Raw genomic sequence first — 25,597 nt, 5'->3', positions numbered from 1 at the left:
AACTTCTTTTTTTCTATTTACAATTTTTATCTAGAAATTCCACTACCCTTATTATGGAATCCACCAGGTTTTCCCTCTTAACGAATCCATGACCCTCGTTCTCGTAGATCTTGTACTCCACGGTTCTTCCCATCTCCTTCATCTTCTCCACTACCTGTAGCGTCTCCTCAGCAGGACATCTGGGATCGTTTTCCCCAGCTAGAAGGAGGAGTGGTGCCCTAACCCTGTCCAGGAAATACACGGGGGACCTATCCCTGAGTAGTTCCTCGTCATTACCTATCTTTACCTCGTCGTACTGCCTGAGTACCTCTCTTTCCATCTTCTTTTCCGTGAACCAGTTAACGAATGGAACCACAGCAGCTGCAGCACACCATTTCTCAGGGTACTTGGTTACTGCCATCATGGTTAGGTATCCTCCATAACTCGCCCCTGTCACCGCAACCTTGGGAACCTTCAAGAGGCTAGCTGACTCCACCACATCCACTAGGTCGCCTCCACCAAGGTCCCTGTCATTGAGGTGATTGAACCTCCTTCCCCTACCGGTCGAGCCCCTATAATTCGGGCATATGACCTTGAATCCTTGGTCCACCAACATCTGAATCTCAGCTGAGTAGTTACTTAGGCACTCGTAATCTGGACCTCCGTGGATGTAGACTACTCCACGTTTCTCCCCTCCCCTTTGGTAAAGGAGCCCATCAATCTCCTCTCCTAGGGAGACGTACTTTACGAGAGTGGGTTTCACGAATTCTCCCTTAACCTCCCTCATTGAGTCCGTTAACCTTTCAGTCACGGTGGAATGCCTGTAAAGATCGTATGCTCTGTCGTATGACGAGTGAAGGAAGAAGAGGTCTCTATCGACCTTCACGTCAGTCACTACCCCCTGGTCAGTTAGGGGCTTTCCGTCCACCATGAGCAGAATATGACCTCGCACGTCCACAGTGTACACCAACCTGTCCCTCCACATCAGAGCCTCGAACTTGTCCTCCTTGCTCGTGACTAACCAAGAAACTGTGTGATCCCTTAACGAGAGTTTCCCGACATCAAGGAAGCCGTTGTGATTGCTAAGAAAGAGAAGCGAATCCCCTGTGAAGCATTGAGACGAACTTGGATACTGCTCTGAGTTAGGATATGACACGACTACCTCTTCCCCTGTCTTGCTATCAAGAAGGTAAAGGTCATTATCGTAGATTCCTGAGGAGTAGGCTACCCATCTTCCCCCAGGGGAGACACAAACGTCAGATACTGGAAGGTTACCCTTGCTTACCTTCGTGATCTGTCCTCCGTCATATAGGTAGAGGCGAATCGTTTCCCTATCCCTATTGGAAAGGAAGTAGAATTTGTCCTCCTTGAGGAAGACAGGTTCCATGTTGTCAAATCCGTCGGAAAGTAAGGGATGTGGAGCTTCATCCACCAGGTAAATGGACCTAACCTCTGCCCCACCCTGATCGGCGACCACAGCCAGCCTAGATCCCACCCAGTGAACGGTCTCTGGCTCCTCTATCTGCACCTCTCCCACTCCGAGAATTTCAACCTTAGGAGAGTCCTTCAGGATCACGTATGCGACTCGCCCATCCTTAACATCGAAGTCTTGAACGGGCGTGTAGTTAAGGTAAGATAGATTCATGTTAAAAAGTGGGATTGCCAGTAAATATTTCCTGTTTCGGCCGTGTCTAGCGGAGCACGCTTAACATGTCCAGAAATAAAGACTTCCGGGCTCCCCATATCTAGGCGACAACTGAACTGTCTAAAAGCTCTCTGCAGGAACTTTTCCTCTGGGCGAACCTTAACGTTGCGCAACTTTTACCCATTGATCGACCACAATGAGTTAGATACGCTAACGCTAGCTTTTAAACAAACTCTAGATCTAGTCGTATGCCCTGTGCCTTTGTGTTCAGGAGAGACCTTAGGCTAGATGACAACACTTGCCTTCTGAGAGCGCTTCAGGAATGCGATGAAGTGGTTCCAGTATTCGTGTTGGATCCCAGGCAACTGGGCGATAATCCATACAAGTCCGCCTTCGCCTTGGGCTTCATGGTTGATTCCCTCCTGGATCTTGACATGCAGTTGAAGCATCGTAGTTCAAGGCTCCACATTCTGCAGGGATATCCTGAGAAGGTGTTGCCAGAGCTCAAGGTTGAGGCAATATACTTCAACGAAGATTACACTCCTTTCAGCCTGAACAGGGATAACGCAATAAGGGAGACAATGCGTGGAAGGGTTAAGTCATGCGAAGACCTTCTCCTGACACCAAAGGACTTCTTCGTAAGAAAGGGAAAACCCTACACAGTTTTCACGCACTTTTATAACGATGCGAGGAAGCTCGAGGTGAGGAAACCCATGAAGAACGACATGAGGAATTACCTCACTCTCGATCTCCCTGGGACGGAGGTCCTGAAGCTGGAGGTCGAGAGGGGTATCCCAGGCGGGAGACAGGAGGGGCTCAAGAGGCTGGAAAGGGCCAGAAACCTGAACTACTCCATGCGTAACTTCCCAGGAGTTGAAGGTACTACGAAGCTCTCGCCATATATCAAGTTTGGGGTTGTCTCACCGAGGGAGGTGTACTGGGCGGTCAACGAGGAGATAAGGAGGCAACTGTACTGGAGGGACTTCTACACGCTTCTGGCCTACTATAATCCCCACGTGTTCGGTCATTCGTACAAGAGGGAGTACGACTGTATACCCTGGAAGTGGAATGAGGCTCATCTTGAGGCATGGAAGCAGGGTAAGACGGGTTATCCCATAGTTGACGCGGGGATGAGGGAACTTAACGAGACTGGATTCATGCATAACAGAACCAGGATGATAACGGCCTCATTTCTCGTGAAGGTATTGCATGTGGATTGGAGGATAGGGGAGAGATACTTCGCTACAAAACTAGTTGACTACGACCCATCAGTAAATAACGGAAATTGGCAATGGGTGGCCTCAACTGGTGCGGATTACATGTTTAGGGTATTCAACCCTTGGTTGCAACAGAGGAAGTTTGACCCAGATGCGGTGTACATAAAGACGTGGGTACCAGAACTGAAGGATCTTCCAGCCGAGAAGATTCACGAGATTTATAGGTTCAAGGTTTCAGGCTATCCCTCCCCCATAGTGGATTATAGTGAGGAAGTCAAGAAAGCTAGGAAGATGTACGAAGACTCGGTGGCGTTATGCAGTAAGAGGGGTCTCTTTTAGGGAGATCATAGGAGACTAAGGCGAAGTAGGAGTCATGGAAGATCTATCCAGACTCAGGACTCCTCACCAGCTAAATCCTTATGAAGATCCTCCCGTCCCTGTTTCCGTGCTTAAACTCTCTGAAGGCTTCCCTCGCTTCATCAAGAGTGTAATACCTATGTACCTTCACCTTGAGGTCCTTTGCCAGTTTCAGTAATTCCAGGAGCTCTGCCATGTTTCCCCTGTTCGTGCCCACTATTGACGCATGCTTGGCGTAAAGTTTGTTTACGTCAAGGGACACCTTCCCGCCGGTGAGTCCTCCATATGTGACTATCTTTCCATGATTTCCCACAAGTTTTAGCCCCAAGTCCCAGTACTTCTCTCCCAGGGAGTTCACCACCACTGAGGCCATTCCACCGTCAGTGAGCCTCTTCACCTCCTCCTCGGCGGTTGGATAATCCACTACTTCGTCCGCGTACTCTTTAACCCACTCCCTTGACGTCACCGCAATAACCCTCGCTCCCATCCTCTTTGCCAGCTGAACCGCAAAAATCCCCGTATTTCCTGAAGCGCCCAAAACCACGACAGTGTCATCCACCCCAACTCCCACAGTTCTAAGGGCATGATAGGGTGTGAGAACGGCTATTGGAAGGCTCGAGAGCACCTCCTCGGACAGATCCGACTTCATAACGTTCCTTCCTGGTATCACTATCTCCTCAGCGTAACCTCCTTGACTTTCCACACCAACTCTTTTACCGTTAACACAGTAAGTCTGGTCTCCCCTCATACAGGAGGAACAGGTACCGTCAAATAGCCTCGTGTAAACTGCGACCCTGTCTCCCACGGAGACGTGAGTCACCTTTTCCCCAACCTCCTCAACAACTCCGTAGAACTCGGAGCCTGGTATGTGGGGTAGAGGGGAGACGGGGAGAGACTCTATGGCCATGAGATCAACGGGATTTATCGATGCTAGTTTCACCCTCAGCCTTACCTCGTCATCTCTGACAGGTGAGGAAGGGAAATCTCTTACCTCTAGGAAGTCTATTCCTCTCTTCTCGAAGACTAGGGCCCTCACGGGTTTAGTACAAGGCCTAACTTAAAAAAGTCATACCTCATCATCTGGAGATTTTCCATCAACGAGAACTACCCAATGTAAGGCGAGAGAATTATGACGAGAATTATGACAAGGTTTAATTACATCCTTTTAGCAACTAGCTTGTGTCATTACTACTCAAAATGAACAGAGCGACCTCTAAGGTACTCGTGTCTCTTCTTCTCCTTTCCATGAGGCTTCTATCTCTCCATCAGCTTATGTTTTTGGTTATTCCCTTTTTGTTTGAGGTAGAGTCCGGCTCCTTCGTTTTGACAAATTTGGCCCTTATACCTGTTGCACTCTTCTTGTTGCTCATCTCAGCCATTGTTTACCTTGTCAGGAGAATTAGAGGGATTAACTCTGGGTGGTAGGTTAGATTCCCTAAACATGTAGTAGAACAGGCCTGTGGAAACGCTGTAGAGAGTACCTGTGAACACGAAGGGTACCCACAAAACCCCTAAGGAAAGAAAATATCCTCCTAGGGTTGGTCCTAACGAGCGAGGTATAGAGTCCATAAGCTGAATCAAGGTCTGTGCTCTTCCCCTCTCCTCCCTAGGAACCAGTTGTAGAACTAGACTTGAAAATAGGGGCGAGGTCATGTTCATGGACACGTTCCTCATGACGTAGAGTGCTGAGGCTATGAGGAAGGTAGGTGAAAAGGGAATAAGAAAGAGGAGAATAATGGCGATTACGTGAGTATAAACTATAGCCTTTATCTTTCCAAATTTCTCTCCAAGCTTAGGGGCGACCAAGGTTCCAAGTGACAGCGACACCTGAGAGGCTATAAACACGGGCGTTAATAGAAGCCTCGACACCTTGAAAGCAAGGGAGAACCAGAGTGATATCAGGGGCAGGAGGGCACCTGCACCTAAACCAATGAGAGAGTCCACGGCAAATTTACCAACCACCCCTGCAGATTTTAGTCCGAACGACACTTCCCTTTTCTCGTAGTTTTCCCTTACTGATAATACTAGAACCAAGGATATCAACAACGTAACTATCTCGAGAGCGTATAGGACCCTGAACTGGAGTAATCCTCCCAAGATATTTCCCAAAACCACGAATATCTGAGATATTGAAGTCTGAAGACTGAGGGACCTATCCAAGTTCTTACTCTTGTCGGCAAGAAAGGAAGTGGTTAGGCTTCCTCCGAACTGATTTACGATGAGGTAACCAAAGGGGATCCTCAGAATCCCAAATGCAAAAATTCCTAGAATAGAGAGAATCCTGTTCATCAAGATAAACCTCTTTCTCCCATACGCGTCAGCCAATATTGATACCAGGACAGACACTCCAGACCCTGTGATTATCCCGACACCTAGGATAGTACCTATGAACAGCGGATCGTAACCTAGACTCCTCAGGTAAAGTGAGGTGGCTAGGGAGTTAGCACCCCACAGAACCCCAAGGGAGGAAGTGGATAGGATTAGGAATAGTTCGTCCCTATTCATTTCGCTCCTGCTTCATTATGTTATAGGCGAGTTCCACGTATTTCCCTGGATTCATTATTCCCCGAGGATCCACAAGATCCTTGATCCCTTTCATTATCTCAAGTACCTTCATTCCCCCGTGCCTCTTAACCTGAATACCCATCAACTTTGCCTTCTGGACCCCAATCCCATGCTCGCCCGAAACTGATCCACCTAGCTCCACGGCTATCATTCCAACCTCGTGAAAGAGTTCATCTGCAATTTCCTTGTCCTTTAGGAGTATATTGGGATGCAAATTACCGTCGCCTATGTGGGCTATCACTGGCATCTTTACCTGATACTTTCTCTCCAGCTCCTTGAGTCTCTTAACAGCCTCCATCAGCCTAGAGACTGGAACCACTATATCTTCCACGTACATCTCCTTTGCCATAGCCTTGAGTGCGATGGCGGATTGTGCCCTCAAGGAGTACAGTCTCTCCCATTCCTCGTCGTTAAGGATTGACACGTCCCCGTGCCACTTTCCTAGAATCTCCTTTATCTTCTCAAGGTCGTGCTCCTCCACCCTAAGCATCAATAGGCCTCCCTTGGACTCCCTCAACTCAGCATTTAGCTGGGTGTTTAGTGCCATGATAACCTCACTGTCAATGTATTCAGCTATCTCTGGGAGGATCCCAGACTTTCTCATTTCCTGAATCACACCCGCAGTTGAATCGAGGTCGGGCATGAAAGACACGATGGGGATCATCTTTTCCTTGGGAAGGGGAATGATCCTGAACCAGATCTCTGTTATCACACCAAGGGTCCCCTCACTCCCTGTGAAGAGGTGAACAAGATCGTAACCTGCCCTATTCTTCCTGAAGGGTTCACCTACCTGTACTACCTCTCCAGTGGGTAGAACTACCCTCAGTGACAGGACCCAGTCCCTGAAAGTACCATACTTTACTCCCCTCATCCCTCCTGAGGAATTGGCAACCGCTCCTCCCACGGAACATAGGAAGAATGAGGCAGGATCGGGCGGGAGAAAGAATCCCTTCTCCATTAACTTCTTGTTGAGAAATTCGAGGTTTACTCCTGGCTGAGTCCTCACGTACCAGTCTACGTCATTTATCTCCAGGATATTGGACATGTGCTTCATGTCCAGAAGAATACATCCTTCACAAGACACTGCGCCAGTTAGACTAGTCCCTGCTCCCCATGGAACAATTGGTATTCGATTCTCGTAGGCGTAACGAACAACCTTCACGACCTCCTTCTCATTTCTTGGATATACCACAACGCTTGGGTTAATCTTGAAATTGACGAAATCCTCCCTGGTTTCCGTCGACGTTTCAAGACCCATGTCCTTTAGGCTTTGCATAACAAGAATTGGACATGACGTTAATAATCTTCTCTTACCTTACTTGAGCTTGGTTCCGCATGAGGAACAGAACTTGGCACTGGGAGGGTTTGGAGATCCGCACTGGGGACATTTAACCTGTTGAAGAGAGGCTCCACAGTTGGGACAATACTTAGCCGAGGAAGGGACAGGTTCTCCACAACTCCAGCACTTCTGTGACGTTTGGGGTTGAGATGTTTGGTTGATACTAGAGGGAGGCTGAGCTATTTGACCTGTACTCGAAGTGGGTTGTGTGGGAGGTTGTGGCGGTCTACTCATTGGAGGCTGTCCCTGGGGAGAGTAAGGCGATGGATAGCCTGGTTGACCTTGATAGGCCGGCGGAGCCTGCATGACCAACATTGTTATCATGTTAAATAGCTGTTCCTCCTGAGAGTACTGTTTATACATTTCATACACATCTAGTCCACCGCCGGCCACGGTTAGAAGACCGCTATGTAACACGTCGTCGGCTATGAAAGCTGTTGCACCTGCAGTTATTAGGTCCTGCATTAAGTTAGCCATCCCAGTCTCGACTATTACCATTCCCTGTCCTTGACACAACCTGATCGTGTAGGCCTTGTTGCTATCGGTCAGGTATCCAAGCAGGGACTTATGTTGTGCCTGGATTATAGCTAAGTTATAACCTATCATCGGAAAAGTTTGAAAGCCCTGCCCCATGAGAAACATTACTACCTCCTGTACCACGTACTGAAGATTAATCGGGTACTGGGTCGGAATTATCTGCTGTTTTCCGCCAAGACCGGTAGACTGCTCGCACGCCATGATCGCAGTGAAGTTGGATCCCTGATTTGGACCGTAGGGGCCATAGGGGCCCCCAGGGTAACCTGGAGCTGGACCGTAAGGTTGACCATAATATGGATATCCCATCTTGTTTTTCAGTTAAGACAACTGTATAAAAGTATATCCTTTTATGAACTGAGATAACCTTAGAGTATATTGTTAAAATTTGGGTAACTGCCTAGTCCAAAGATTATCTAACACCTACTAAATCATTTTAAATTTTAGATCCCTTGATTCCTCATGAAGTATCTTTTAACGGGCTTAGGTTTCATCTCGACCCACGTAGCGTTGTATCTGAGTGAAGTGGGCGAGGACGTTACGGTGACGTACAAGTCCTTGAATCCCGTAAAGGAAGAGTACATCTCTCTGCTCAAGGGGAAGGTCAAGGTGGTAAATGTTGATCCACTCTCAGAGGAGGTGACAAAGTTGATTTCTCGACATGACATCGTCGCCAACTTCATAGGAGAAATTTCGGGTGGTGAGGATAAACTGAGATTGGCCAACGTAGAGATTCCCAGCAGGTTAGCGAGGGATGCCTTTGATCAGAATAAAACATTCATCCACTTGAGCGGGGCGACCTCCACAGGAGAGACTGGGGTAAACGTGAAGGAGGAGGCAGAGCACTGCAAGGATTCTAAGGCGTCAACGCCCTTTGAGAAGTCCAAGTGTGAAGGTGAGAAAGAGATCATGAGGTTAGCACTAGAGAAAGACGGCAATCTTGCCATATTAAGGCCCACCCTGGTGTACGGAAGATATGCAGCTCACGTTCAATTCGTTACCATGTATAAGCTGGTCAAGGCTAGAGTTGTTCCTGAGCTGGGTTTAAGGATGGCCACTGTAAATGCATGGACTCTTGGTAGAGCAGTTCACACGCTTGGAAAAGTTTCTCCCAAGAGGGTTTACCTTTACGCCAGTGAGTGCGGAAGCGTAGCAGTCTCTAGGTTCTTTGAACTCATGAGTGAAGAGGTGGGTAAAGGTATAAGGCTACCCATTCCCACATGGCTGGCCAAGGCTGTTTTACCCAAGGATATTAGAAACCTGCTAAGATACTCTGGTACCACATACGACTGCTCAGCATTCAAAGAGGTTGTAGGGGACATGAAATTTGACGAGGAAGAGGTTAGATCCAACGCAAGGTTCTTAAAGTATCTTGAAGAAAAGGATAAACTAATCCCCACTTGATTATGCAAGGCCTAGTCAGTATTTCCTTACCATTAACGTTGCCAACAGCTCTGTGTAGGGTATTACAAATAGATTGAGAATAGGGACTAGTGAGAGGATCGCTCCAAGGAGTAGAATAAGAGAGGAGACTCCGTCTTTCGAGAAAGTCGAGGAATACCAATTGAGGGATTGCTCAAGGCCAGGCCTTACGCCTGATACTATTCCCGAGCTCACCACGTAAACTAGCACTAGGAATAGACCTTCTATGAGGAATGAACCAGGAATTCTCAACGCAGACAGAACCCCAAAGATCAACCCAGTTAATAACGCAGTAGGCAGGAACTTCTCCCGTGTGTTCTGTGTACTCTGCCAGGCTAGTCCTATGTCTGGTAAGTTTCCATTGACGACGCTTCCAGCCTCATAGGCCTCAATCAATATGAGGAAGGAGATGATTATGCCCGAGATAAATCCTATTACAAAGCCTATTGCGTCTACTATCCCTATGGAAAGACCAGTCAAAGCTAGGGCAGCTCCTATGGCACCCACTACGAACCCTACTATTAGAGAAATTATTAGGGCGATAATTGCAGGTATTATCATACCAAGATTTTTTACAAAAAAGTCGAACGCTTGTAGGTAAAGGGGTCTGTAATTATAGGTTGGCCATCCACCATAACCCCTGAACCAGCCACGTAATCCCGATTTCAGGAATTCTCTCATAGCACATTCTCTATTAGTTTTTAAATAAAGTTAATCAGTATGTCTGATTCACTGTTAGTTGGTCCTTAAAGGGTTAGGGTATTACCAGACAAATTTCGTCAGAAAAGTCTTGGGATTCGCTTTCTAGACGTAACTAGCAATTTCACGTCTGCTTAATCCAGTATCGCTGAACGTTCACGGTAGAACTTAACTATTTGATCATTATAAATAAGCCATGGAACAGACAACAGCTAAGTCCAGCGCAGGACTTATCCTAGCTCTTCTCAAGGAGGAGGGCATTGACAAGATCTTCATGGTGTCGGGTACAGATTATGCGTCATTCATAGAGGAAAAGGTTAGGGATCCTAACTTACCCGACTTTATCGTGGTTCCACACGAGATTACAGCCTCTGCAATGGCTCTAGGTTACTCCTTGGGAGGTAAGATGGGAGTAGTAGCTGTTCACACAGTGCCTGGAACCCTGAACGCTCTAGGAATAGTGAGTAACGCCTTCACCAGTAGGATCCCACTTCTGGTCTTAGCGGGGAGATCTCCTTATACTGAGGAAGGAAGTACAGCCAGCAGAAACCTTAGAATACATTGGACACAGGAGGCACGGGATCAGGGCGAGTTTGGGAGGCAATACCTGAAGTGGGACTTTGAGATAAGGGATCCAGGCCAGACCTCAGTGGCGGTTAGGAGGGCACTTCAAATAGCTCAAAGTGAGCCTAAGGGGCCAGTTTATCTAACCTTGCCAAGAGAGGTTAGCGTAAGCCAGGCTAAACCGGTGAAGGTGAACATGTCACCCTACGAGCCAGGTCCGTCTAGGGAGGCAATAGCCAAAGCAGATAAATTAATAGAGGAGTCCGAGAGGCCGGCCATCATTACATGGAGGGGAGGCAGAAGGAGGGAATGGTATGATTCCTTGAGGGAGTTCGCGGATAGGCTAGGGGCACCTGTCCTAAACTATGTGGGAGAGGTGGTGAATTATCCCTCAGCTGGGGACATGGCCCTGGACAAGCTGAACTTGGATGAGCCAGACCTTATCATAATCGTGGAGTCTGAAGTTCCCTGGATACCCAAGAGAGTCAAGGTAAAAGCTCCAGTGATAAAGATTGACGTAGAACCAGCCTATACCTACATACCCTATTATGGCTTTCCGTGTGACGTATGCATCCAATCAACTCCTCACGCCCTGAAGGAGATCCATATACGCGGAAAAGACAAGTGGGGTGAGGAAATTAGGGAGAGAGTAAAGAGGCAGAGGGAGGCCAAGAGGAGGGAAATCTCGAGCCTTGAGAATTCGTCGAGAGTTCACCCAAGGCTACTCTCTAGCTACGTCTCAAGCTTCAGGGCTGTCGTGGTCAACGAATACCCATTCAACCCCAGATATGGTAATTTCGAGTTCGGGGATTATTATGGCGACCTTTCGGAGGGCTACCTAGGATGGGCGCTCGGAGCTGGTCTAGGTATTAAAATGGCCACAGACAGGGACGTCATTATTACCACAGGAGATGGCTCCTTCATTTTTGGAGTTCCCGAAGCTTTCTACTACGTAGCTTCAACGTACGGCCTACCTGCAATGGTAGTCATTTACGATAACTCTGGGTGGTTAGCCTCTGCTGAAGCTGTGGAGGAGGTTTTTCCTGAGGGACTTGCAAAGGCAAAGAGGATGTTCCCAGGTGCAGATTTCAAGAGATATAACATAGGCGAAACTGTGAGGGCCTTCGGTGGTTACTTCAAACTAGCCGAAACTCCAGAGGAGGCAAAAATCGCTTTGACTGAGGGGTGGAACTACATGAAGAAAGGAGGACTCTCTGTGGTGCAGGTTGTGGTAGAGAGAACAAGATAGCCTAGGGGGAAGTGGTGAGAGACCGTTAAGTTACTCAAGCCCCTAGATCTCCTCCCACATGGTCTTGACTCCCCTCACCTCAAGGATATACAGCTTGTTATCCTGAAGTGCCCACTCCAGGTTAACATGTCTCCCGAAGAACTCCTCTATCCTCAGGGATAGATTGGCCAGCTCTATGGCCTTCTCATCGCTCAGGCTAGGTTCCATGGCCTTTCCTCCCAGGGGAATCTCCCTTATCCCCCCAAACCTGGGGTCAAATTTCAGCATTACGTGTTTATGCCCTATGCTTTTCTCGACTATTATTCTATCCCTTTTAGGTAACACGAAACGATCTGGCGTGACCAATCCCCTGGTCACTGCCTGTCCCAATCCCCAAGAGGATTCGATCACTACCCAGTTTGGATTTCCAGTTACTGGATGAATTGTGAAAGCTGTTCCGGCCGACTCTGGGTTTACCATCTCCTGTACGAGGACAGCAATCTCCAACGGCATTCCCTGGGCAATCCTGTACGCCAACGACCTGGGATTAAAGTAACTTGCCCACGCTTGCTTCACGTAAAAGGGAAGGTCCACCTTATTCACGTAAAGGAAAGTTTCCGTTTCCCCAGCAAAGCTTGGCCCTGACATGCTCGAAGTTATTGTAGGCCTTACGGCCACCAAATCTGTGGAGATCTCCCTGGAGAAGTGTTCTATCTCAAGGGAAATGTCCAAGGGTATCTCGGTTTGAGTCATGATCTCTTTGATCGTCTCATATCTTCTCTCCAAGTCTCTTGGATCCTCAAGGTTAACGCCCTTAAGCGCGTCGCTGATCTTGTCCCTGTTTATCTCCATGAACCTACGGAAAGCGGACCTAGTGATCACGAATCCCCATGGTACCCTAATCCCCATCCTCGTAAGTTCGCCTAGGTAAGCAGCTTTCCTGCCAACGGAACGGACCATGTTGGATGATGATTGGTCGATCGTAAATACATACATATACGTGGATAGGAAGTACAAAGATTTAAACATGTTCTAGACTTTTATGAAAACAGGAAAGCGAGGAGAACCGCACTCCTTAGACTGTATGGGTAAACAAAAATTCTGAATTTCTTACTAAAATTACTAGCTTGAAAGGAAGTTCACTCCTGTTTTACTGTAGTATTTTTTCTAACTCCTGCGATGTAATCATTGGGAAGAAGTCCTTCATGTTTGTTAGGGACCTTTCATGCCCTTCCCTATTGAATGAGGAAACCGCATCACTCACAATAACGGGCATGAAACCCAAGGCAAAGGCATGTCTAGCGCTGGTCTCTACTCCTATTTCCGTGGCAATCCCTGTGAAGATTATGGCATTTCTTCCAGAGTTCCTAAGCAGGAGCTCGAAATTAGTTCCCACAAAGATACTCCATGTGTTCTTCGGAAGGACTATCTCACCTTCAGCAGGCTTGACGTAAAGTTCCAGGTCCTCACTTGTGAATCTGAACTGTCTTGATGAGACCCTTGATGCGTAGGGTTCGAATCCACTTGGATAGGGCGTTATCTTGGTATACACGATAGGTATCCTTGCTTTCCTAGCAGCTCCTATTGTCCTTTCCAGACCACTTACAAACTGATCTCTGTTGAAAATCCCCTTCACCAATCCGTTCTGTACGTCCCATACAACCAGGATCGAATTACTTGGAGTTAGAATCTGTTTTAGGTCCATGAACAACTTAACTGGTTTACATTTAAAAAACTAATTCTTTTTATAGAAAATATCTAGTGGATATTCCAAAAAAGAGATGAACTTCTTTACAGATACTTCTTGACTAAGTTCTCGAACTGCGAATTGTCCTTTAGCCTCTCCACGGTCAGGACGGTGGTCTTGGGTAGGTTAACTATCATCTGTAGATTTGCCTGTATGGGTAACTTCTTGGCCACGTACTCCGCTACCCCCTGTGGGTCCTGCTTCATGAGCTCGATACCCTCAGAGTAGGCTGAGATGAACTCCTCGTGGTTGGCGTTGACGCTAGCTCCACAGCTTCCAGGTATTCCAAGTAACTCCTCGAAGGTCTTTCCCTTAGCGAAGGGCGAGGCAATCACTATGGAGTCTACTTCCTTCTTGTTCAGCATCTCTACTAGCCTGGGCATCTCATCGGCGTATACTACTTCTCCCCTTATTCCCTTCTTGTCTAGGAGGGCCCTCGTTAATACATCTGCAGCACTTCCCTTCCTCCAGACTCCAATTCTCTTCCCCACGTCCGGCGACACTACCATGAGTCCCTTTATCGTTACGTAGTCTGTCCTCAATCCTCTCCTCACGAGGGAGACTGTGGAGTCCAGTATCACGTCAGCGCTACCATCCTTTCCGAAATCAATAATGATATCCTTGTTTTTCATTGTAGAGGCTATCATGGGATAGGAAACTGGTCCAGGTGCAGCTATTACCTTTAACATGGTTATCTAGGTATCAATGTTACCCATGAATAAATATTTTTGCCAAACTTTTTCCTTAATGATACTTATTGAGGCATCATAATGAAATTGAAAGGAAAAATATGGAGTTTAATATTTTAAAGTTTAACTTTTAGTAAATCTTTTAAGATTGCATGAATGAGGACCTTCCTATGGCTTGTCCCAAAATACTTGTACTATTCTATGGCTACGGTAGTATAGTTGACCTAGCCATGGAAATAGCTGAGGGAGCTAAGGCAGAGGGAGCTGAGGTTAAGGTAGTGAGGGTACCAGAGCTTTTCCCAAAGGAAGTTGTTGCCAAGTTCAATGTGGATCTATCTAGGGTAGAGAAGATCCCCGAAGCCACAATGCAGGATCTGGAATGGGCTGATGGAATAGTTATGGGATCCCCCACCAGGTACGGCAACATCACTGGTCAGCTGAAGTTTTTCTTAGACCAGACCAGGGACCTCTGGTTAAAAGGTGCCCTTTATGGAAAGCCCGTGGGGTTCTTCACAGAGGCCGCTACCATTCATGGAGGTCACGAGAGCACTATCCTAACCATGAGTGCCTATGCCTATCATCAGGGAATGGTTATAGTCCCATTGGGCTATGCAATAAAGGAGATATCCACAACAACCACTGGAGGCTCTCCCTATGGTCCCAGCCATCTCGGAAGCATGAAAAACTTGGATGATAACGAAAAGGCCATAGCTAGGTTCATGGGTAAAAGGATTACCGAAGTTGCAAGAAAGCTTAGATGCTAGCCTTTCTAGTTTTTTGCCTTCTATTTCTCTCCCTTCTTGGTATAGCCCTGAACTCTGAGATCCTGGAGAGGGCCTCCCTGGGGCTAGAGACTCCCCTTAGGATTTCAGCCAATCCCCTTTCCCCAATATAATTTAGCCAAGCAACAATGTGCCCCTCCTTTAGATGGTATTCCACACAGGCCGGATCCTCTCTTGAGAGCCTAGCCAGTTCCTTCTCGAGCTCTGGTAGGTCCCTCGCTACACCTATTACTCTATCATAACTCTTAAAGTAGAACGGTTCCATAAAAATGGATTTCCCACGCATTTTCCTTATAATCCCTCTCCCACGTTTCTCTCCTTAACAACTTTCTCTAATTCCTGTCCCTTTGTTTCGGGAATGACGAAGAGTGTTATTATGGTGGAAATTAGTGCTATTCCTGCATAAAATCCAACCATAGCTCCTAGTCCATAATGCGAGAGAAGTAACGGGAAGGCAGTTATGTTAAGGGCAGTAGCCAATCTGTCGACGCTGACGCTTATGGCCTGGCTAGTTGCCCTAACCTTAGTGGGAACTAGCTCAGGCGTCACCATCGCCGAGCCTATGATTGATGCCGGACCTATGGCCGAGAAGAGGTAGTTTAGCATGTAAAACGAGAAACCGAGAATTGCGGCCTCTCCCACTAACTTGGATACGGAGAGTTGAGCCTCCGGAAGTCCAAAGATTCTGGGATCCTCCAGTAGAAGGGAATAGGCGAAAAGCCATAGGGCCACTCCAGCGTAGCCTATCACGATTAAGGGCTTTCTCCCTATTTTGTCCACAAGATAGATGCATATTAACTGTCCCGGAATTCCCGCAAAGAACTGCGCGACATACGTGAACTCTATGGGAGAGAGTCCCAGATTTGAGGCTATAGTGATGGGGCCGAAAATGGCAAATGTCGAGGAGTACATGTCGTAAAGTAGCCAGAGGACAGAGGCTGCCACGATTAACAGTGCAGAAGAGGAAAGCCTCCTCAAGAATGGGGTTGTGTCCTTAGCCTTGGGCAGGGGTTTCCCCAATTCCTGCTCTATCTTAGACACATCCTGGTGCTCTGGGTTGACCCTGGACACGAACAACATTGTCTCGTATATCTTCCTCCTCAGAAAGAAGACTGAAATCGCTGGAATAGCACCCATTCCCAGAACTACTCTCCAGAGTAAGGTTGCAGGAAGGTGGGCGAGTAAGCCCATCTGTTCCACGAACGCAGCAATAACTGCACCGAGACCCCACATAACGGCAAAGGTCACTACCATTGCCTTTCCCCTGTTCCTTCCCTCCGCATTCTCAGCTACTATGACAGGTGAAAGGACGTAATCTGCCCCTATGCCCACTCCAAGAATTAACCTAGCTAAAAAGAGCTCCAGATAGGACTGTGAGAAAGCCTGCAGTCCTGCCCCTATGGCCATGATCAGGACATCGAAGCCGTAAATCCTCTTTCTTCCTATCCTGTCAGCTAAGAGACCAAACAGAAGAGCAGCGATCGCAGCACCGTAATATGACCCTGCTACGAGTAATCCAAGCTCTGCACTGGAGAATGTGAAAGAAGAGGGAATGAAGAACGAAGTGAGGGAGATCGAGTAAAGATTATACCCGTCAGTGAGAACTCCCATCCCTGAGACTATTACGTTTCTCCACGTCAGCGATGCCATAACAATTGGTAAATACCAAAGTTAAAAAAGCTTTAGTATCTACTCCTTGAAATAATCATGCCTTAAGGAACTTCTCAACAAAGGCCAGAGTTCCTCTTCTTTCTAGGTCCACCGTTAGAAGGGAGGTCCATCCTCCCAAGAGCCAACCTGCTACGACGTCATATGGCCAGTGAACGCCAACGTAGACCCTTGAGTAGGACACCAAAAGTGCCTCTATCATCATGATGATCCAAAGCCATCTGGGAGCCATCCTGGCCAGGACAAGTGCTCCATCGCTCACGATTAAGGCATGCCCCGATGGGAAACTGTAGTCAGTAGGCGGCGGAACTAGGAGGTAATCCGGATGGACGTAGAGGAATGGCCTTCCCTGGGCAAAGGCGTACTTGCTAATCTCTCCCACAATTATAGCTAAGATGAATGACGCAGCGAGGGTAATTGCAATTCTCCTTGTCTTTTTGAAGACCAGAAGGATTGCAGTTAACGGAATCCACACATATTCTCTCCCGTACTTTGACAGGAACACCATGACCGGGTTAAGAGCACCCACCTGGTGATAATTGATTAACTTGAAAAGATACACGTTCAGAGGCATGTTAGGCTCAGACACTACCTTCACAGCTATGCCTATGACTAGAAAGGCCAACAGCAGGAGCCAGTAGTACTTCATCCTCTCCCAGGATGGTTAGAAATCTATAAAGTTTTTCGCGACTTAGATTCGCGAATTAGGTTGCCCTGACCTGGATAGTCTTCTTACCTTCTACTCTGATGAGGTCTCCCTTCGAGATCTTCACTGGTCCAATAAAGGCTCCACAGGAGACATACCCTGTCTGGTCTGGCTTGACCACGTTCTGCGGGTTGTAAGTGGGGGCTCCCTCACCCACAAGTTCCCCGTTAATGAAAAGTTTGAAGTGTCCATAGGGGGGCTCTATCTCTTTCCCCACGAAAAGCCTCCCCGCGAAGGCATCATCTGCAATCATGTAGTGCTTGGGAAGATCCCACGTGGTAAACCTAGTTGCAGGGACCTCAAGTCCCAGGTAGGTTCTTAGGACTCTCCCGTTCTCCACAAGGGCAATAATTTCCACCTCGAGTTTGTGGGTCTTGAACCATAGCTCTAGCTCGCTCTTCGAGATCATTCTCTTTGTGAGGACCCCCCACAAACCTGACTTGGTTATCTTGTAGCCCCCGAGGCCCTCCATCTCCACAAGCATCTGAGCAAATCTCTCTCCCACAATCTTGGCCTCATCCTCGGACAAGTCGAAGGGTTCTATCTCCTTCCGCGACGTGTACGCTTCCATGAGAATTTCTGCCTTATCCATGGGTAAAGATCATAAATGACGTTTAAAAGCTATAATGTGGATTCGTACTCATGATAGCGTGTACCAGGGACTGTTACGATACGTGTGTCTTTGACGAGAATTATCAACCAGTGAAGGGTGAACCCACCTTTGGTTTCACCTGCTCCAGGGGAAGGATGGACCTCAAAAGAAACGAGATAAATAGGGTGGACTCGGCCTACGTGGATGGAAAGCAGGTTGGTCTAGAGCAAGCAGTCTCCCTAATCTCAAGAGCTCTAAGGGGGGTTAGACCCGACGAGATCCTGCACGTGGAATACGACGGTAATCAGGGTCTTCTGACCTGGTATTACCCAGCGAGGTTATGGAACGTGATAGGAGCTGTCAGCACGGATTACTCCATCTGTAGCCTGGAAGGTCATGAGGGGATCAAGGCTCATTACGGAACCAGTATGGGGGCTCTTCCAGAGGACATGGAGAAATTTTCCGCAGCTGCCTTTTGGGGTTCAGAGGCGGTCTTCAGCTTCATTCATGGCTGGAGGATTTTCAAGGACAAATACAAGATCACGATTGACGTCAGAATGAGTGAGACTGCAAAGAGGAGCGAAAAGGCCTACGTAATAAGACCTGGTAGTGACGCTTACTTGGCAATTGCTCTCATGAAGATATTCCTCGAACAGGGTTACGCTAAACCTGATCTCGTGGACCTGGAGCTTCTAAGAAAGAGGGTGGAAAAATTTGATATGGATGAACTCCTCTCCGCCGTGAACTTGAGCGAGGATGAAGTGAGGGAGCTGGCGGACCTTTACGCGTATTACCGCCCGCTCACAGTGATAGGTTTCGCCATTGGGAGATCGTGGAACGGGGGTCACTCTGCGGGACTAATTTCACTGATACCGGCAGTTCTCGGCGTGAAGAGGGGCTTCTACTACTCGAACTCGGGAGGATGGGGTATTGATTTCCAGTATCTTCGCGGTACTCACGTCTTTCAACCTAAAACTATGGGTATGGGGGAGGTTAGTTATAACCTGGACAAATTCAAGGTCCTATTTGTCTGGAACTCTAACCCCGTGGTTACCCTACCCGGTGGGGACAGGATAAGGGAGGCTGTGGAGAGCGGAAAACTTCTCCTTGTGGTCCATGACCCCTTCTGGTCAGAGACCGCGAAAATCGCCAATGTGGTCATACCAGGTTCCACTTTCCTGGAAAAGGAGGACGTGGTGTATAGCTATTGGCACCCCTACCTCATTTACAATACGCCAGTGAGGCCTAAGAGGGGGGTGACGGAAGTGGAGCTCATGAAGGCGCTGTCTCGGGAACTGGGACTAGATCATCCCCTACTCAATGAGGATCCATGGGATGCTGTAAACGTGGCGATCAGGAAAACCGGAACCACAGTTGAGGAGTTGAGAAGGAAGGGAATGGTTAAGATCAAACCCTTCATTACGCCCGAGAAAGCAAGCGTAGATCCGTTTCCATCTCCTGAGGAGTTAGGACTGCCAAGGGGAGAAGTTCTGGTGTTCTCTGCCCATCCCAATTACACCAATTCCCAATTCACAGAAATTTACGGGAAAAGGGAGGCAGTGATATACTCAGGAAAGTATGAGGGAGAAGGCTTTCTAGAGGGTGAAGGTGGGAGGATAAGGGTTAAGTTGGTAAGGGCTGACTTGCCGGAAAACGTCCTCTTCGTGTATAAGTCCTCGTTACTTAGTGGGGAGAGGACAGTGAATTCTATCCTAAGACCTGTGAGGAATAAGTTCGGTGGGCCTAGGCTCAACGGAGAAGTGAGAGTAATTCTGGAGGACTCTGAAAATCCTCGACGCTAGAGGGAGGATTGAAAACTTGGGACCTTGTAACTTGTTCTAAGCTACAGCCAATTTTCTTGATAAAACCCTTTTACGTCTTTTGACGTTCAAAAATCTAGTTTCCTTATTAAAAGTAAATTATAATAATTCTATGTAATACCTTTTAACGATATAAGACTTTTTAGAATACATAAGTTTAATAACTAGAAGATCTTTTACTATAATATAGAAGACTAAGAGGTGATTTTACATAGCGTCAACCAGTTCGCAGGAGTTCGTGTTGGATGTGAGAGGGGAGGAGTGTCCGATCCCTGAGATGAGGGCTGCTAAGGAGCTCCAAAAGATCCCCTCAGGTAAACTAGTTGTTTTAACGGATCATGAACCTGCAATTGATGTTACCTTACCATCACTATGTAAGTCGCTTGGTCTTAGATACGAAACAGTGAAGGAAGGCGAATATGTGAAGTTCATTATTTACAAGGAGAGGGGTTCGGCGAAAATAGATGAGATTGAAGGCGTAAGTGATACTGAACGAATAACTCTAGGGGATGTGAGGTTGAGGGACAAGTTGTCAGATCCAACCATTTTAATGTCCTTCGTCCCTCAGATTAAGGCAGTAGATAATGTGGCCCCTGGAAGTTACATTCTTCACATGAAATGGTTTATTAGCTGGGAGACCCCCTTGTACGTTACCTTGAACCCCTTACCTAAGGGGGACATAGTTTACTATACCGCGTATCAGAAACTACCCATGACCAGGATTAGTTTTGGTTGGAGATTCGTCTCCAATAGAGTTGGAAATGAGGTCACCTTAGATATAACAGAATGGTATAAGGGTCCTCTTAGTGGTCAAGCTAAGAAATCCATAAGGAAACATTTAGAAAAGGCTAAGGAAACTCTTCCTAGGGTGCTCACATCCTAAGGGGGTCTCTATCTTTTTCTTCTTACTAGCGCAAATATTGTTACGAATGCACCAATGATGAGCATGGGAATCCCGGAAAGTATTAATATTCCCAGCAAGGCACCTCCCTTAACAAGATAGTAGGTAGAGGAGAATTTCAAGGAGGCATTTTGGCTCCAATTATTCACGAGGATAAGGTTACCACTGCCGTTGGGTATAACGTAGTAAATGCCTGAGCTGGTCACGGAGGAGTCGTTTTCTGGAACTCCCTTAACCTCTAGGGGAGATGGAGTGGAGTTATAAAAGAATATGTAGATTGCCCTTCCGTTAGCGTTATAGGGGAGAGATATGCTTTGGTTAGGAGTCAGCGTCCTAGACGTCATATTTGAGTTTAGCCCCTCAAGTATCTGTTGAGACGCTTGCGAATCCAGGTAAGGATAAAGGCCAAACACTAATACAGCTCCTAAGACCAGCAAGATTAAGCCAACAATAAGCAAGATCTGCATTACCTTCTCCTATCCTCATGTGTTAAATGTTTTGTCCCTATATCCTTATCCTTCCTCCAAGTACTTGAAGATGCTCCCGGACAGGTAGAGCAGGATCCCAGCCACAATAAAATCTCCAGTGTATCCAATAGCCTTTGAGAGAAAGCCTGAGATCAAGGAACCTGAGAAGAGGGCTATGCCAACTAATGTACTGTAAACCCCGAGCGTGGTTCCCTGTCTTCGTCCACCAACCACCTTAAAGATAAGTGTGTTGGAAGCTGCATAAAACAAGGAGAACGCAACGCCGGCAGATAGCGGGTAAAATAGGAAACCCAATACCACTGCAGTAACAGGGGTCACGAGAGATACACCCATCACGATATATCCTGTCCCCCTCAAGAGCAGGGACCTAAAGGACGCCTCCCTTTCATCCCTGTCCTCAAGGTAATGGCCAACAAAATGAAAGGTCAGTATCTGGAACAGCATTCCCACGGTGATTATGCCCAAGACAAGGCTCTTGTTTATTCCCTCGTTGTAAAGGCTTGCAGGATAAAGGGTATTGAACAACCCGCTTGAGATGTAGAAGATTGTTATTGCAATGTAGAGAAGCGGAACGTAGTTAATGGGCTTCTTCGTAAGCCTGCTTAGGCTGAACATCTTGAAAAGGGTTAGCCTGGGCCTGTGAAGGAAAATTAGGGGTAGCATCTTGAGTCTAACCGCGAACGACTCTATACTGTGGAGCATTGAGGTCCTTTCCAGCATCATGGATTTTGGAGTGAAGAGAAGTGCCAACACAAAGGCTGAAGCCGAGAACAAGGCCAGAACAGCATACATTACCGTGATCCTGATAACTAAAACTAGAAATGTGGACAAGAGAAGGCCTATCAGATTTCCTATGGAGGAGAGCATCGAGAGCATTGAGAAACTAGTGGCCCACTTCCTCTTATCGGCCGACTCCATGATGAGCAAATTCATGGGTGTGCTATAGGCAGTGGAAAAGAACGTAAATCCCGCGTAATTCAGGTCGATTTCAGGTATGCTATTACTCTGAGATGCTAGCACTAAAAAGAGGGTGGAGAACCCGAAGCCAGCTAGAATGAGCTTTCTCCTGTCAAACCTATCTGCAAGGAAGCCCCAAAACATAGACGCTGGAATCAGAACCACGTTAGACAGCGTGATGGCGTAAGCCACCATAAGTGGACCTCCGCCCATGTCGATTATATTGAGAGTAACGAGCGTTGAAAGAGGTCCACTCGAGACCCCGAAAACCAGTGCAGACCACATCCACCTTAATGATCTATTCATCAATTTCGCATAACCCCTCTTTTAAAGAACTGTAAGAATGCGTAAACTGAACTCCTGAATGATCTTCCTCGTCTTCCACTCGATCTTGATTTAAATTATGATTATAAAGTTAATTTAAGATTCAGGGATTGGGACATCGTTGATCCTGTCAGGGACTTTCGTATTGGATCACCTCAACAAGCTCATTACATGCGAGAAACTTCCTACACCAGGTTTCAAGGATGATCACTTCTATTTTTAGATTTCTAATCTCAAGTTATTGAGGAAATCATGAATTTTGTATCTTTATGCAAAAGATTTTAAGCCGATTAGGTATCATTGATACTCATCATGGAGTCAAAGAGCTTAAGGGCACTAATATTCACATCATTGGCGCATTTCTCAAATGATGGTGTTTTTCTAATCTTTCCACTCCTCATAGTGTACTATACTACTGACGAAAGGATAAGCGTCGTTTTCCTTGGGGCGCTGGCCATAGTTTACACGCTTTTGTCGGGCCTCCTTTCACCTCTCATAGGTGATGTGGCAGACAAGAGGGATTCCGACGCGGAACTTATTGCGTTGGGGATATTCCTAGAGGCTCTTGCCACGGGCCTCTTTGCACTTTCGTTTCTGGATAGGGGACTAGCTATTCCTCTAATAACCCTGGGAGTGGTTCTCCTAGGGTCGGGACAAGCATTTTACCATCCCCTAGGAGGTGCCATACTTGCCAGGATCTTTGGAAAGAGCTCAGGAAGAGCCTTGGGAATCAACGGTGCCATGGGTAGTCTAGGAAGAGCAGTAATGCCGTCAATAATTACATTCCTTATCCTAGGTTTAGGGGAAGTCCTGGGGTTGGGAATATTTACGGTCTACATGGTCTTGGTAACTCTGGTCATTTACTTCGGACTCATGAACGTTAGAAGAGGGAGCATGAGTCTAGTAAGGAAGGCAACGGAGAAGTTAGATAGAAGGTTTTACAGGTTTCTGATAATTCTTGGGGCCCTGGTTTTCATGAGAAGTATGTTCATAAGCGGGACAACCACTTTCCTTGGGGAATTCGTCTATCAAGTTTACTTTTCAAAGGCCTTCACTGGGATATTCTTGACCATTGGATTCTTGGGATCAGTTTTCGGACAGCCCGTGTTTGGCTGGTTGACCGAGAGACTTGGGGGGAGGACAACCTTTCTTTTGAGTAGCATTTTGAGTCTTGTGTTCTTTGGGCTTTTCCTGGTGTTTCCAAGGAACCTTTTCATTTCCTTGAGCTCTTATACGCTGTTCACTTTCGCAGCCTTCACAGGGTTTCCAATCCTGTTAGGTTACATAGGCCAGGTATTTCCTAAGAACTTCTTCACCGTAGCCAACTCATACGTGTGGGGGATTGGAAACACAGTGGGAGGAGCTGCCGGGACTGCTCTGGTAACATGGTTACTGGATCTACACTACGACCTCATCTTCTCGTTCACGGTTCTCTTCGTGATAGCGGTAATATCGACGGTTCTGACTCCCCTGATCCCCAAGAAGATTTAACACGCGTAGTATCTTGAGCGGGTCTCACACATACTGGAAGGTCGAGCATAGAATACTCGTGATTCTTTCAATGACGTGTATTTCTGTCTAAATCCTGGCGGGAAAGTGAAGATTATTCCAAAGATTTTTATCAATTCTCTCTAACTTATCCCATGAAAATTTACGTAGGGACGTCAGGCTGGTCCTACCCGTGGAATAAGAGAAGGTCTCTGGAGTGGTATGTCGAAAACACCCCCTTTCAGGCTGTGGAGTTAAACTCGAGCTTTTACAGGCTACCTAAACCATCGACTGTGAAGGCATGGTTGGGCTTTAACCTGAAATGGTCAATAAAGGTTCACAGGGAGATAACCCACGTAAAGAGGCTCAAGGATGTGGATATGAGGAGCTTCATGGAGCTATTTCGAGACCTCAATCCTAGGTTCTACCTTTTTCAGTTACCTCCGAGCTTCAAGAGGAATGAGGAGAATGAGAGAAGGGTCCTAGACATGTTGAAAGAGGTGTCCAACGCGATATTTGAGTTCAGGGATAAGTCCTGGTTTGAATCCCCTCCTAAAGTTCCCCTGGTATCAGTTGATTCGCCTATGGGAACATACATATTCCAGGGGAAGGTGGTGTATCTCAGAATGCATGGAAGAGAGAGATGGTACTTTCACAATTACACAGATCAGGAACTCATTGACGTGGCCAAGAAAATAGTCGAGATTAACCCTGAGGAGACCTATGTCTTCTTCAACAACGATCTCTGGATGTTGGAGAACGGGAAACGCTTTTTGGACATCCTCAAATCAATGCTAGGTAAAGAATAGCTGAGACTGCCCCAACACCTCCCACTGACGACCACGTCACCTCCCCTCCCCTAGTGAGTAGGAAGGCGGACATGGAGGAACCAAGGGTTCTCCCCATGGAACTTACTAGTCCATATATCCCGGAGTAGGTTCCCCTCGTCTCACTTTCAGCTAGGGATGTGGAAATGGATTGGGATAGGGGAGACACAATCATCTCAGCCAAGGTAATTCCCACGACGTCTAGAAGGGCTTCCCATACGTTAGAGACCAGAGATACAAGCCCGTAACTCAAAGAGTACATGAGCATTCCTACGGATATCCAGGTCCTATAATTTCCAGATACCCTTTCCCCAATCCATCTCTGCAGGAGTATAATGAGTCCTCCGTTGACGGCGTAGAGGAGACCCACCTGCCAGACCGCAATGCCAAGTCCACTGTAGTAGGTAACTAGAGGAAATCCCAGCTGTCCCATTACAGTAAAGGTGAGAAGGGTGGGTATCAGAAACATGGCGAACTTCCTGTTGGGAAGGAAGAACCTAACCCTCCCCTTGTGATCTGGAAGGGAGTACACAAAGGGAATGGCAACCACTGACAGGACCCCGCCCAGGAGTAGCAGTGGTTTGAATCCTATATCCCCCAGAAGTAAACCTCCAATTGCAGGACCTATGGCCCATCCAGCATTGATCCCAACGCGTATTACACTAAACGACCTCACAAGTTGCTTAAAGTTACCTCCCATGTCCCCTACGCTGGCCATGTTAGCTACAGCATAAATGCTACTGAATCCTGACTGGAGCAGAACCATTCCTATGACTCCCGCAGTGTTAAGGAAAAAGGCTAGAGTGAGCACTAGCGAGGAAAGCGAAGTAGCTAGCGTCATCACGAGTCTCCTCCCTAGGTAATCTGTCAAGTATCCCCCAATGACATAGGCTATCGACGAGATCAAGAGCTGGGTTAGATAGAACTGGCTGACCTGAACCAGGGACAAACCAAGGTACTTATAGAGGCCAAACCCTATATACGGCCAGATTAGAGACGACGTAAAGGATCTTATCCCACCGGAAAAGGCCAGCTTCGTTACGTGATTCATTTTACATG

Annotated in this window: 24 protein-coding genes; 8 read left to right on the top strand and 16 right to left on the bottom strand. The window is 47.2% G+C overall.

From position 1 onward, the window contains the following. Positions 1-13: 13 nt before the first annotated feature. A complete protein-coding gene (locus MSED_RS02260) occupies positions 14-1,624 on the bottom strand; it encodes a S9 family peptidase (RefSeq protein ID WP_012020405.1) in 1,611 nt (536 codons plus the stop codon). 248 nt (positions 1,625-1,872) lie between these two features. Between MSED_RS02260 and MSED_RS02255 the strand changes: the two genes are divergently transcribed. Then, the gene (locus MSED_RS02255) at positions 1,873-3,180 is read left to right on the top strand and encodes a cryptochrome/photolyase family protein (protein ID WP_012020404.1); all 1,308 of its coding nucleotides are present in this window, start codon (positions 1,873-1,875) and stop codon (positions 3,178-3,180) included. A 70-nt stretch (positions 3,181-3,250) separates the two neighbouring features. Here MSED_RS02255 and MSED_RS02250 read toward each other — a convergent pair whose 3' ends face one another. From MSED_RS02250 to MSED_RS02235, 4 genes are all read right to left on the bottom strand, one after another. Then, positions 3,251-4,234: an alcohol dehydrogenase catalytic domain-containing protein gene (locus MSED_RS02250; protein WP_012020403.1), complete on the bottom strand. Its 984-nt coding sequence runs from the start codon at positions 4,232-4,234 to the stop codon at positions 3,251-3,253. A 335-nt stretch (positions 4,235-4,569) separates the two neighbouring features. Then, positions 4,570-5,703, bottom strand: coding sequence for an MFS transporter (locus MSED_RS02245; protein ID WP_012020402.1), 1,134 nt, complete (start codon positions 5,701-5,703; stop codon positions 4,570-4,572). Next, on the bottom strand, positions 5,696-7,039 hold the full coding sequence (locus tag MSED_RS02240; RefSeq protein ID WP_012020401.1) for an FAD-binding oxidoreductase: 1,344 nt from the start codon (positions 7,037-7,039) through the stop codon (positions 5,696-5,698). The genes MSED_RS02245 and MSED_RS02240 overlap by 8 nt, the downstream gene beginning before the upstream one ends. A 39-nt stretch (positions 7,040-7,078) precedes the next feature. After that, positions 7,079-7,945: a zinc ribbon domain-containing protein gene (locus MSED_RS02235; protein ID WP_012020400.1), complete on the bottom strand. Its 867-nt coding sequence runs from the start codon at positions 7,943-7,945 to the stop codon at positions 7,079-7,081. Between the two features lie 153 nt (positions 7,946-8,098). Here MSED_RS02235 and MSED_RS02230 point away from each other — a divergent pair, with 153 nt between their 5' ends. After that, positions 8,099-9,040, top strand: coding sequence for an NAD-dependent epimerase/dehydratase family protein (locus MSED_RS02230; RefSeq protein WP_012020399.1), 942 nt, complete (start codon positions 8,099-8,101; stop codon positions 9,038-9,040). A gap of 15 nt (positions 9,041-9,055) precedes the next feature. On the opposite strand, the gene MSED_RS02225 is transcribed toward MSED_RS02230, so the two are convergent. Then, positions 9,056-9,739, bottom strand: coding sequence for a hypothetical protein (locus MSED_RS02225; RefSeq protein ID WP_012020398.1), 684 nt, complete (start codon positions 9,737-9,739; stop codon positions 9,056-9,058). Between the two features lie 214 nt (positions 9,740-9,953). Here MSED_RS02225 and MSED_RS02220 point away from each other — a divergent pair, with 214 nt between their 5' ends. Beyond that, positions 9,954-11,570 (top strand): thiamine pyrophosphate-requiring protein, encoded by a 1,617-nt coding sequence (locus tag MSED_RS02220; RefSeq protein ID WP_012020397.1) that lies wholly within the window; start codon positions 9,954-9,956, stop codon positions 11,568-11,570. Between the two features lie 42 nt (positions 11,571-11,612). Here the strand turns inward: MSED_RS02220 and MSED_RS02215 are convergent, their stop codons facing one another. From MSED_RS02215 to MSED_RS02205, 3 genes are all read right to left on the bottom strand, one after another. Beyond that, positions 11,613-12,509, bottom strand: coding sequence for a PEP/pyruvate-binding domain-containing protein (locus tag MSED_RS02215; protein WP_144418724.1), 897 nt, complete (start codon positions 12,507-12,509; stop codon positions 11,613-11,615). Between the two features lie 190 nt (positions 12,510-12,699). Next, positions 12,700-13,254, bottom strand: a complete 555-nt coding sequence (locus MSED_RS02210; RefSeq protein ID WP_012020395.1) for an isochorismatase family cysteine hydrolase — start codon at positions 13,252-13,254, stop codon at positions 12,700-12,702. An 86-nt stretch (positions 13,255-13,340) separates the two neighbouring features. Further along, positions 13,341-13,985 carry a DUF3834 domain-containing protein gene (locus tag MSED_RS02205; protein WP_012020394.1) on the bottom strand — a complete coding sequence of 215 codons (645 nt, stop codon included), beginning with the start codon at positions 13,983-13,985 and terminating at the stop codon, positions 13,341-13,343. Positions 13,986-14,155: 170 nt separating this feature from the next. Here MSED_RS02205 and wrbA point away from each other — a divergent pair, with 170 nt between their 5' ends. After that, complete coding sequence (wrbA, locus tag MSED_RS02200; protein ID WP_012020393.1) at positions 14,156-14,749, top strand: NAD(P)H:quinone oxidoreductase; 594 nt, start codon at positions 14,156-14,158, stop codon at positions 14,747-14,749. Here the strand turns inward: wrbA and MSED_RS02195 are convergent. Genes MSED_RS02195 through MSED_RS02180 form a run of 4 tightly spaced genes read right to left on the bottom strand, consistent with a single transcriptional unit; the run spans position 14,739 to position 17,733 of the window. After that, entirely contained in the window at positions 14,739-15,032 is a 294-nt protein-coding gene (locus MSED_RS02195; protein WP_048059971.1) for a hypothetical protein, read from the bottom strand. The two genes, wrbA and MSED_RS02195, sit on opposite strands and share 11 nt — an antisense overlap. Before the next feature lie 26 nt (positions 15,033-15,058). Further along, positions 15,059-16,417 carry an MFS transporter gene (locus tag MSED_RS02190; RefSeq protein WP_012020391.1) on the bottom strand — a complete coding sequence of 453 codons (1,359 nt, stop codon included), beginning with the start codon at positions 16,415-16,417 and terminating at the stop codon, positions 15,059-15,061. A gap of 55 nt (positions 16,418-16,472) precedes the next feature. Continuing rightward, positions 16,473-17,084 (bottom strand): undecaprenyl-diphosphatase SepP, encoded by a 612-nt coding sequence (gene sepP, locus MSED_RS02185; RefSeq protein WP_012020390.1) that lies wholly within the window; start codon positions 17,082-17,084, stop codon positions 16,473-16,475. A 55-nt stretch (positions 17,085-17,139) separates the two neighbouring features. Further along, complete coding sequence (locus MSED_RS02180) at positions 17,140-17,733, bottom strand: 2-keto-4-pentenoate hydratase (protein WP_012020389.1); 594 nt, start codon at positions 17,731-17,733, stop codon at positions 17,140-17,142. Positions 17,734-17,783: 50 nt separating this feature from the next. On the opposite strand from MSED_RS02180, the gene MSED_RS02175 reads away from it, so the two are divergent. Then, on the top strand, positions 17,784-19,535 hold the full coding sequence (locus MSED_RS02175; RefSeq protein ID WP_012020388.1) for a molybdopterin-dependent oxidoreductase: 1,752 nt from the start codon (positions 17,784-17,786) through the stop codon (positions 19,533-19,535). A gap of 256 nt (positions 19,536-19,791) precedes the next feature. After that, complete coding sequence (locus tag MSED_RS12565) at positions 19,792-20,436, top strand: sulfurtransferase TusA family protein (RefSeq protein WP_225938894.1); 645 nt, start codon at positions 19,792-19,794, stop codon at positions 20,434-20,436. Between the two features lie 8 nt (positions 20,437-20,444). Here the strand turns inward: MSED_RS12565 and MSED_RS02165 are convergent, their stop codons facing one another. Both MSED_RS02165 and MSED_RS02160 read right to left on the bottom strand, forming a co-directional pair. Then, complete coding sequence (locus tag MSED_RS02165; protein ID WP_012020386.1) at positions 20,445-20,921, bottom strand: hypothetical protein; 477 nt, start codon at positions 20,919-20,921, stop codon at positions 20,445-20,447. Positions 20,922-20,966: 45 nt separating this feature from the next. After that, positions 20,967-22,205, bottom strand: coding sequence for an MFS transporter (locus MSED_RS02160; protein ID WP_012020385.1), 1,239 nt, complete (start codon positions 22,203-22,205; stop codon positions 20,967-20,969). A gap of 330 nt (positions 22,206-22,535) precedes the next feature. On the opposite strand from MSED_RS02160, the gene MSED_RS02155 reads away from it, so the two are divergent. Continuing rightward, positions 22,536-23,714, top strand: coding sequence for an MFS transporter (locus tag MSED_RS02155; RefSeq protein ID WP_048059969.1), 1,179 nt, complete (start codon positions 22,536-22,538; stop codon positions 23,712-23,714). A gap of 152 nt (positions 23,715-23,866) precedes the next feature. Continuing rightward, positions 23,867-24,520, top strand: a complete 654-nt coding sequence (locus tag MSED_RS02150) for a DUF72 domain-containing protein (RefSeq protein WP_012020383.1) — start codon at positions 23,867-23,869, stop codon at positions 24,518-24,520. Here MSED_RS02150 and MSED_RS02145 read toward each other — a convergent pair. Next, on the bottom strand, positions 24,495-25,589 hold the full coding sequence (locus MSED_RS02145) for an MFS transporter (RefSeq protein ID WP_012020382.1): 1,095 nt from the start codon (positions 25,587-25,589) through the stop codon (positions 24,495-24,497). The genes MSED_RS02150 and MSED_RS02145 overlap by 26 nt on opposite strands. Positions 25,590-25,597 lie beyond the last annotated feature (8 nt).

Source organism: Metallosphaera sedula DSM 5348 (assembly GCF_000016605.1).
In the GTDB taxonomy this organism is placed as follows: domain Archaea; phylum Thermoproteota; class Thermoprotei_A; order Sulfolobales; family Sulfolobaceae; genus Metallosphaera; species Metallosphaera sedula.
Note: the sequence above shows the minus strand (reverse complement) of the source record. Positions and strands in the feature narration are given on the sequence as shown.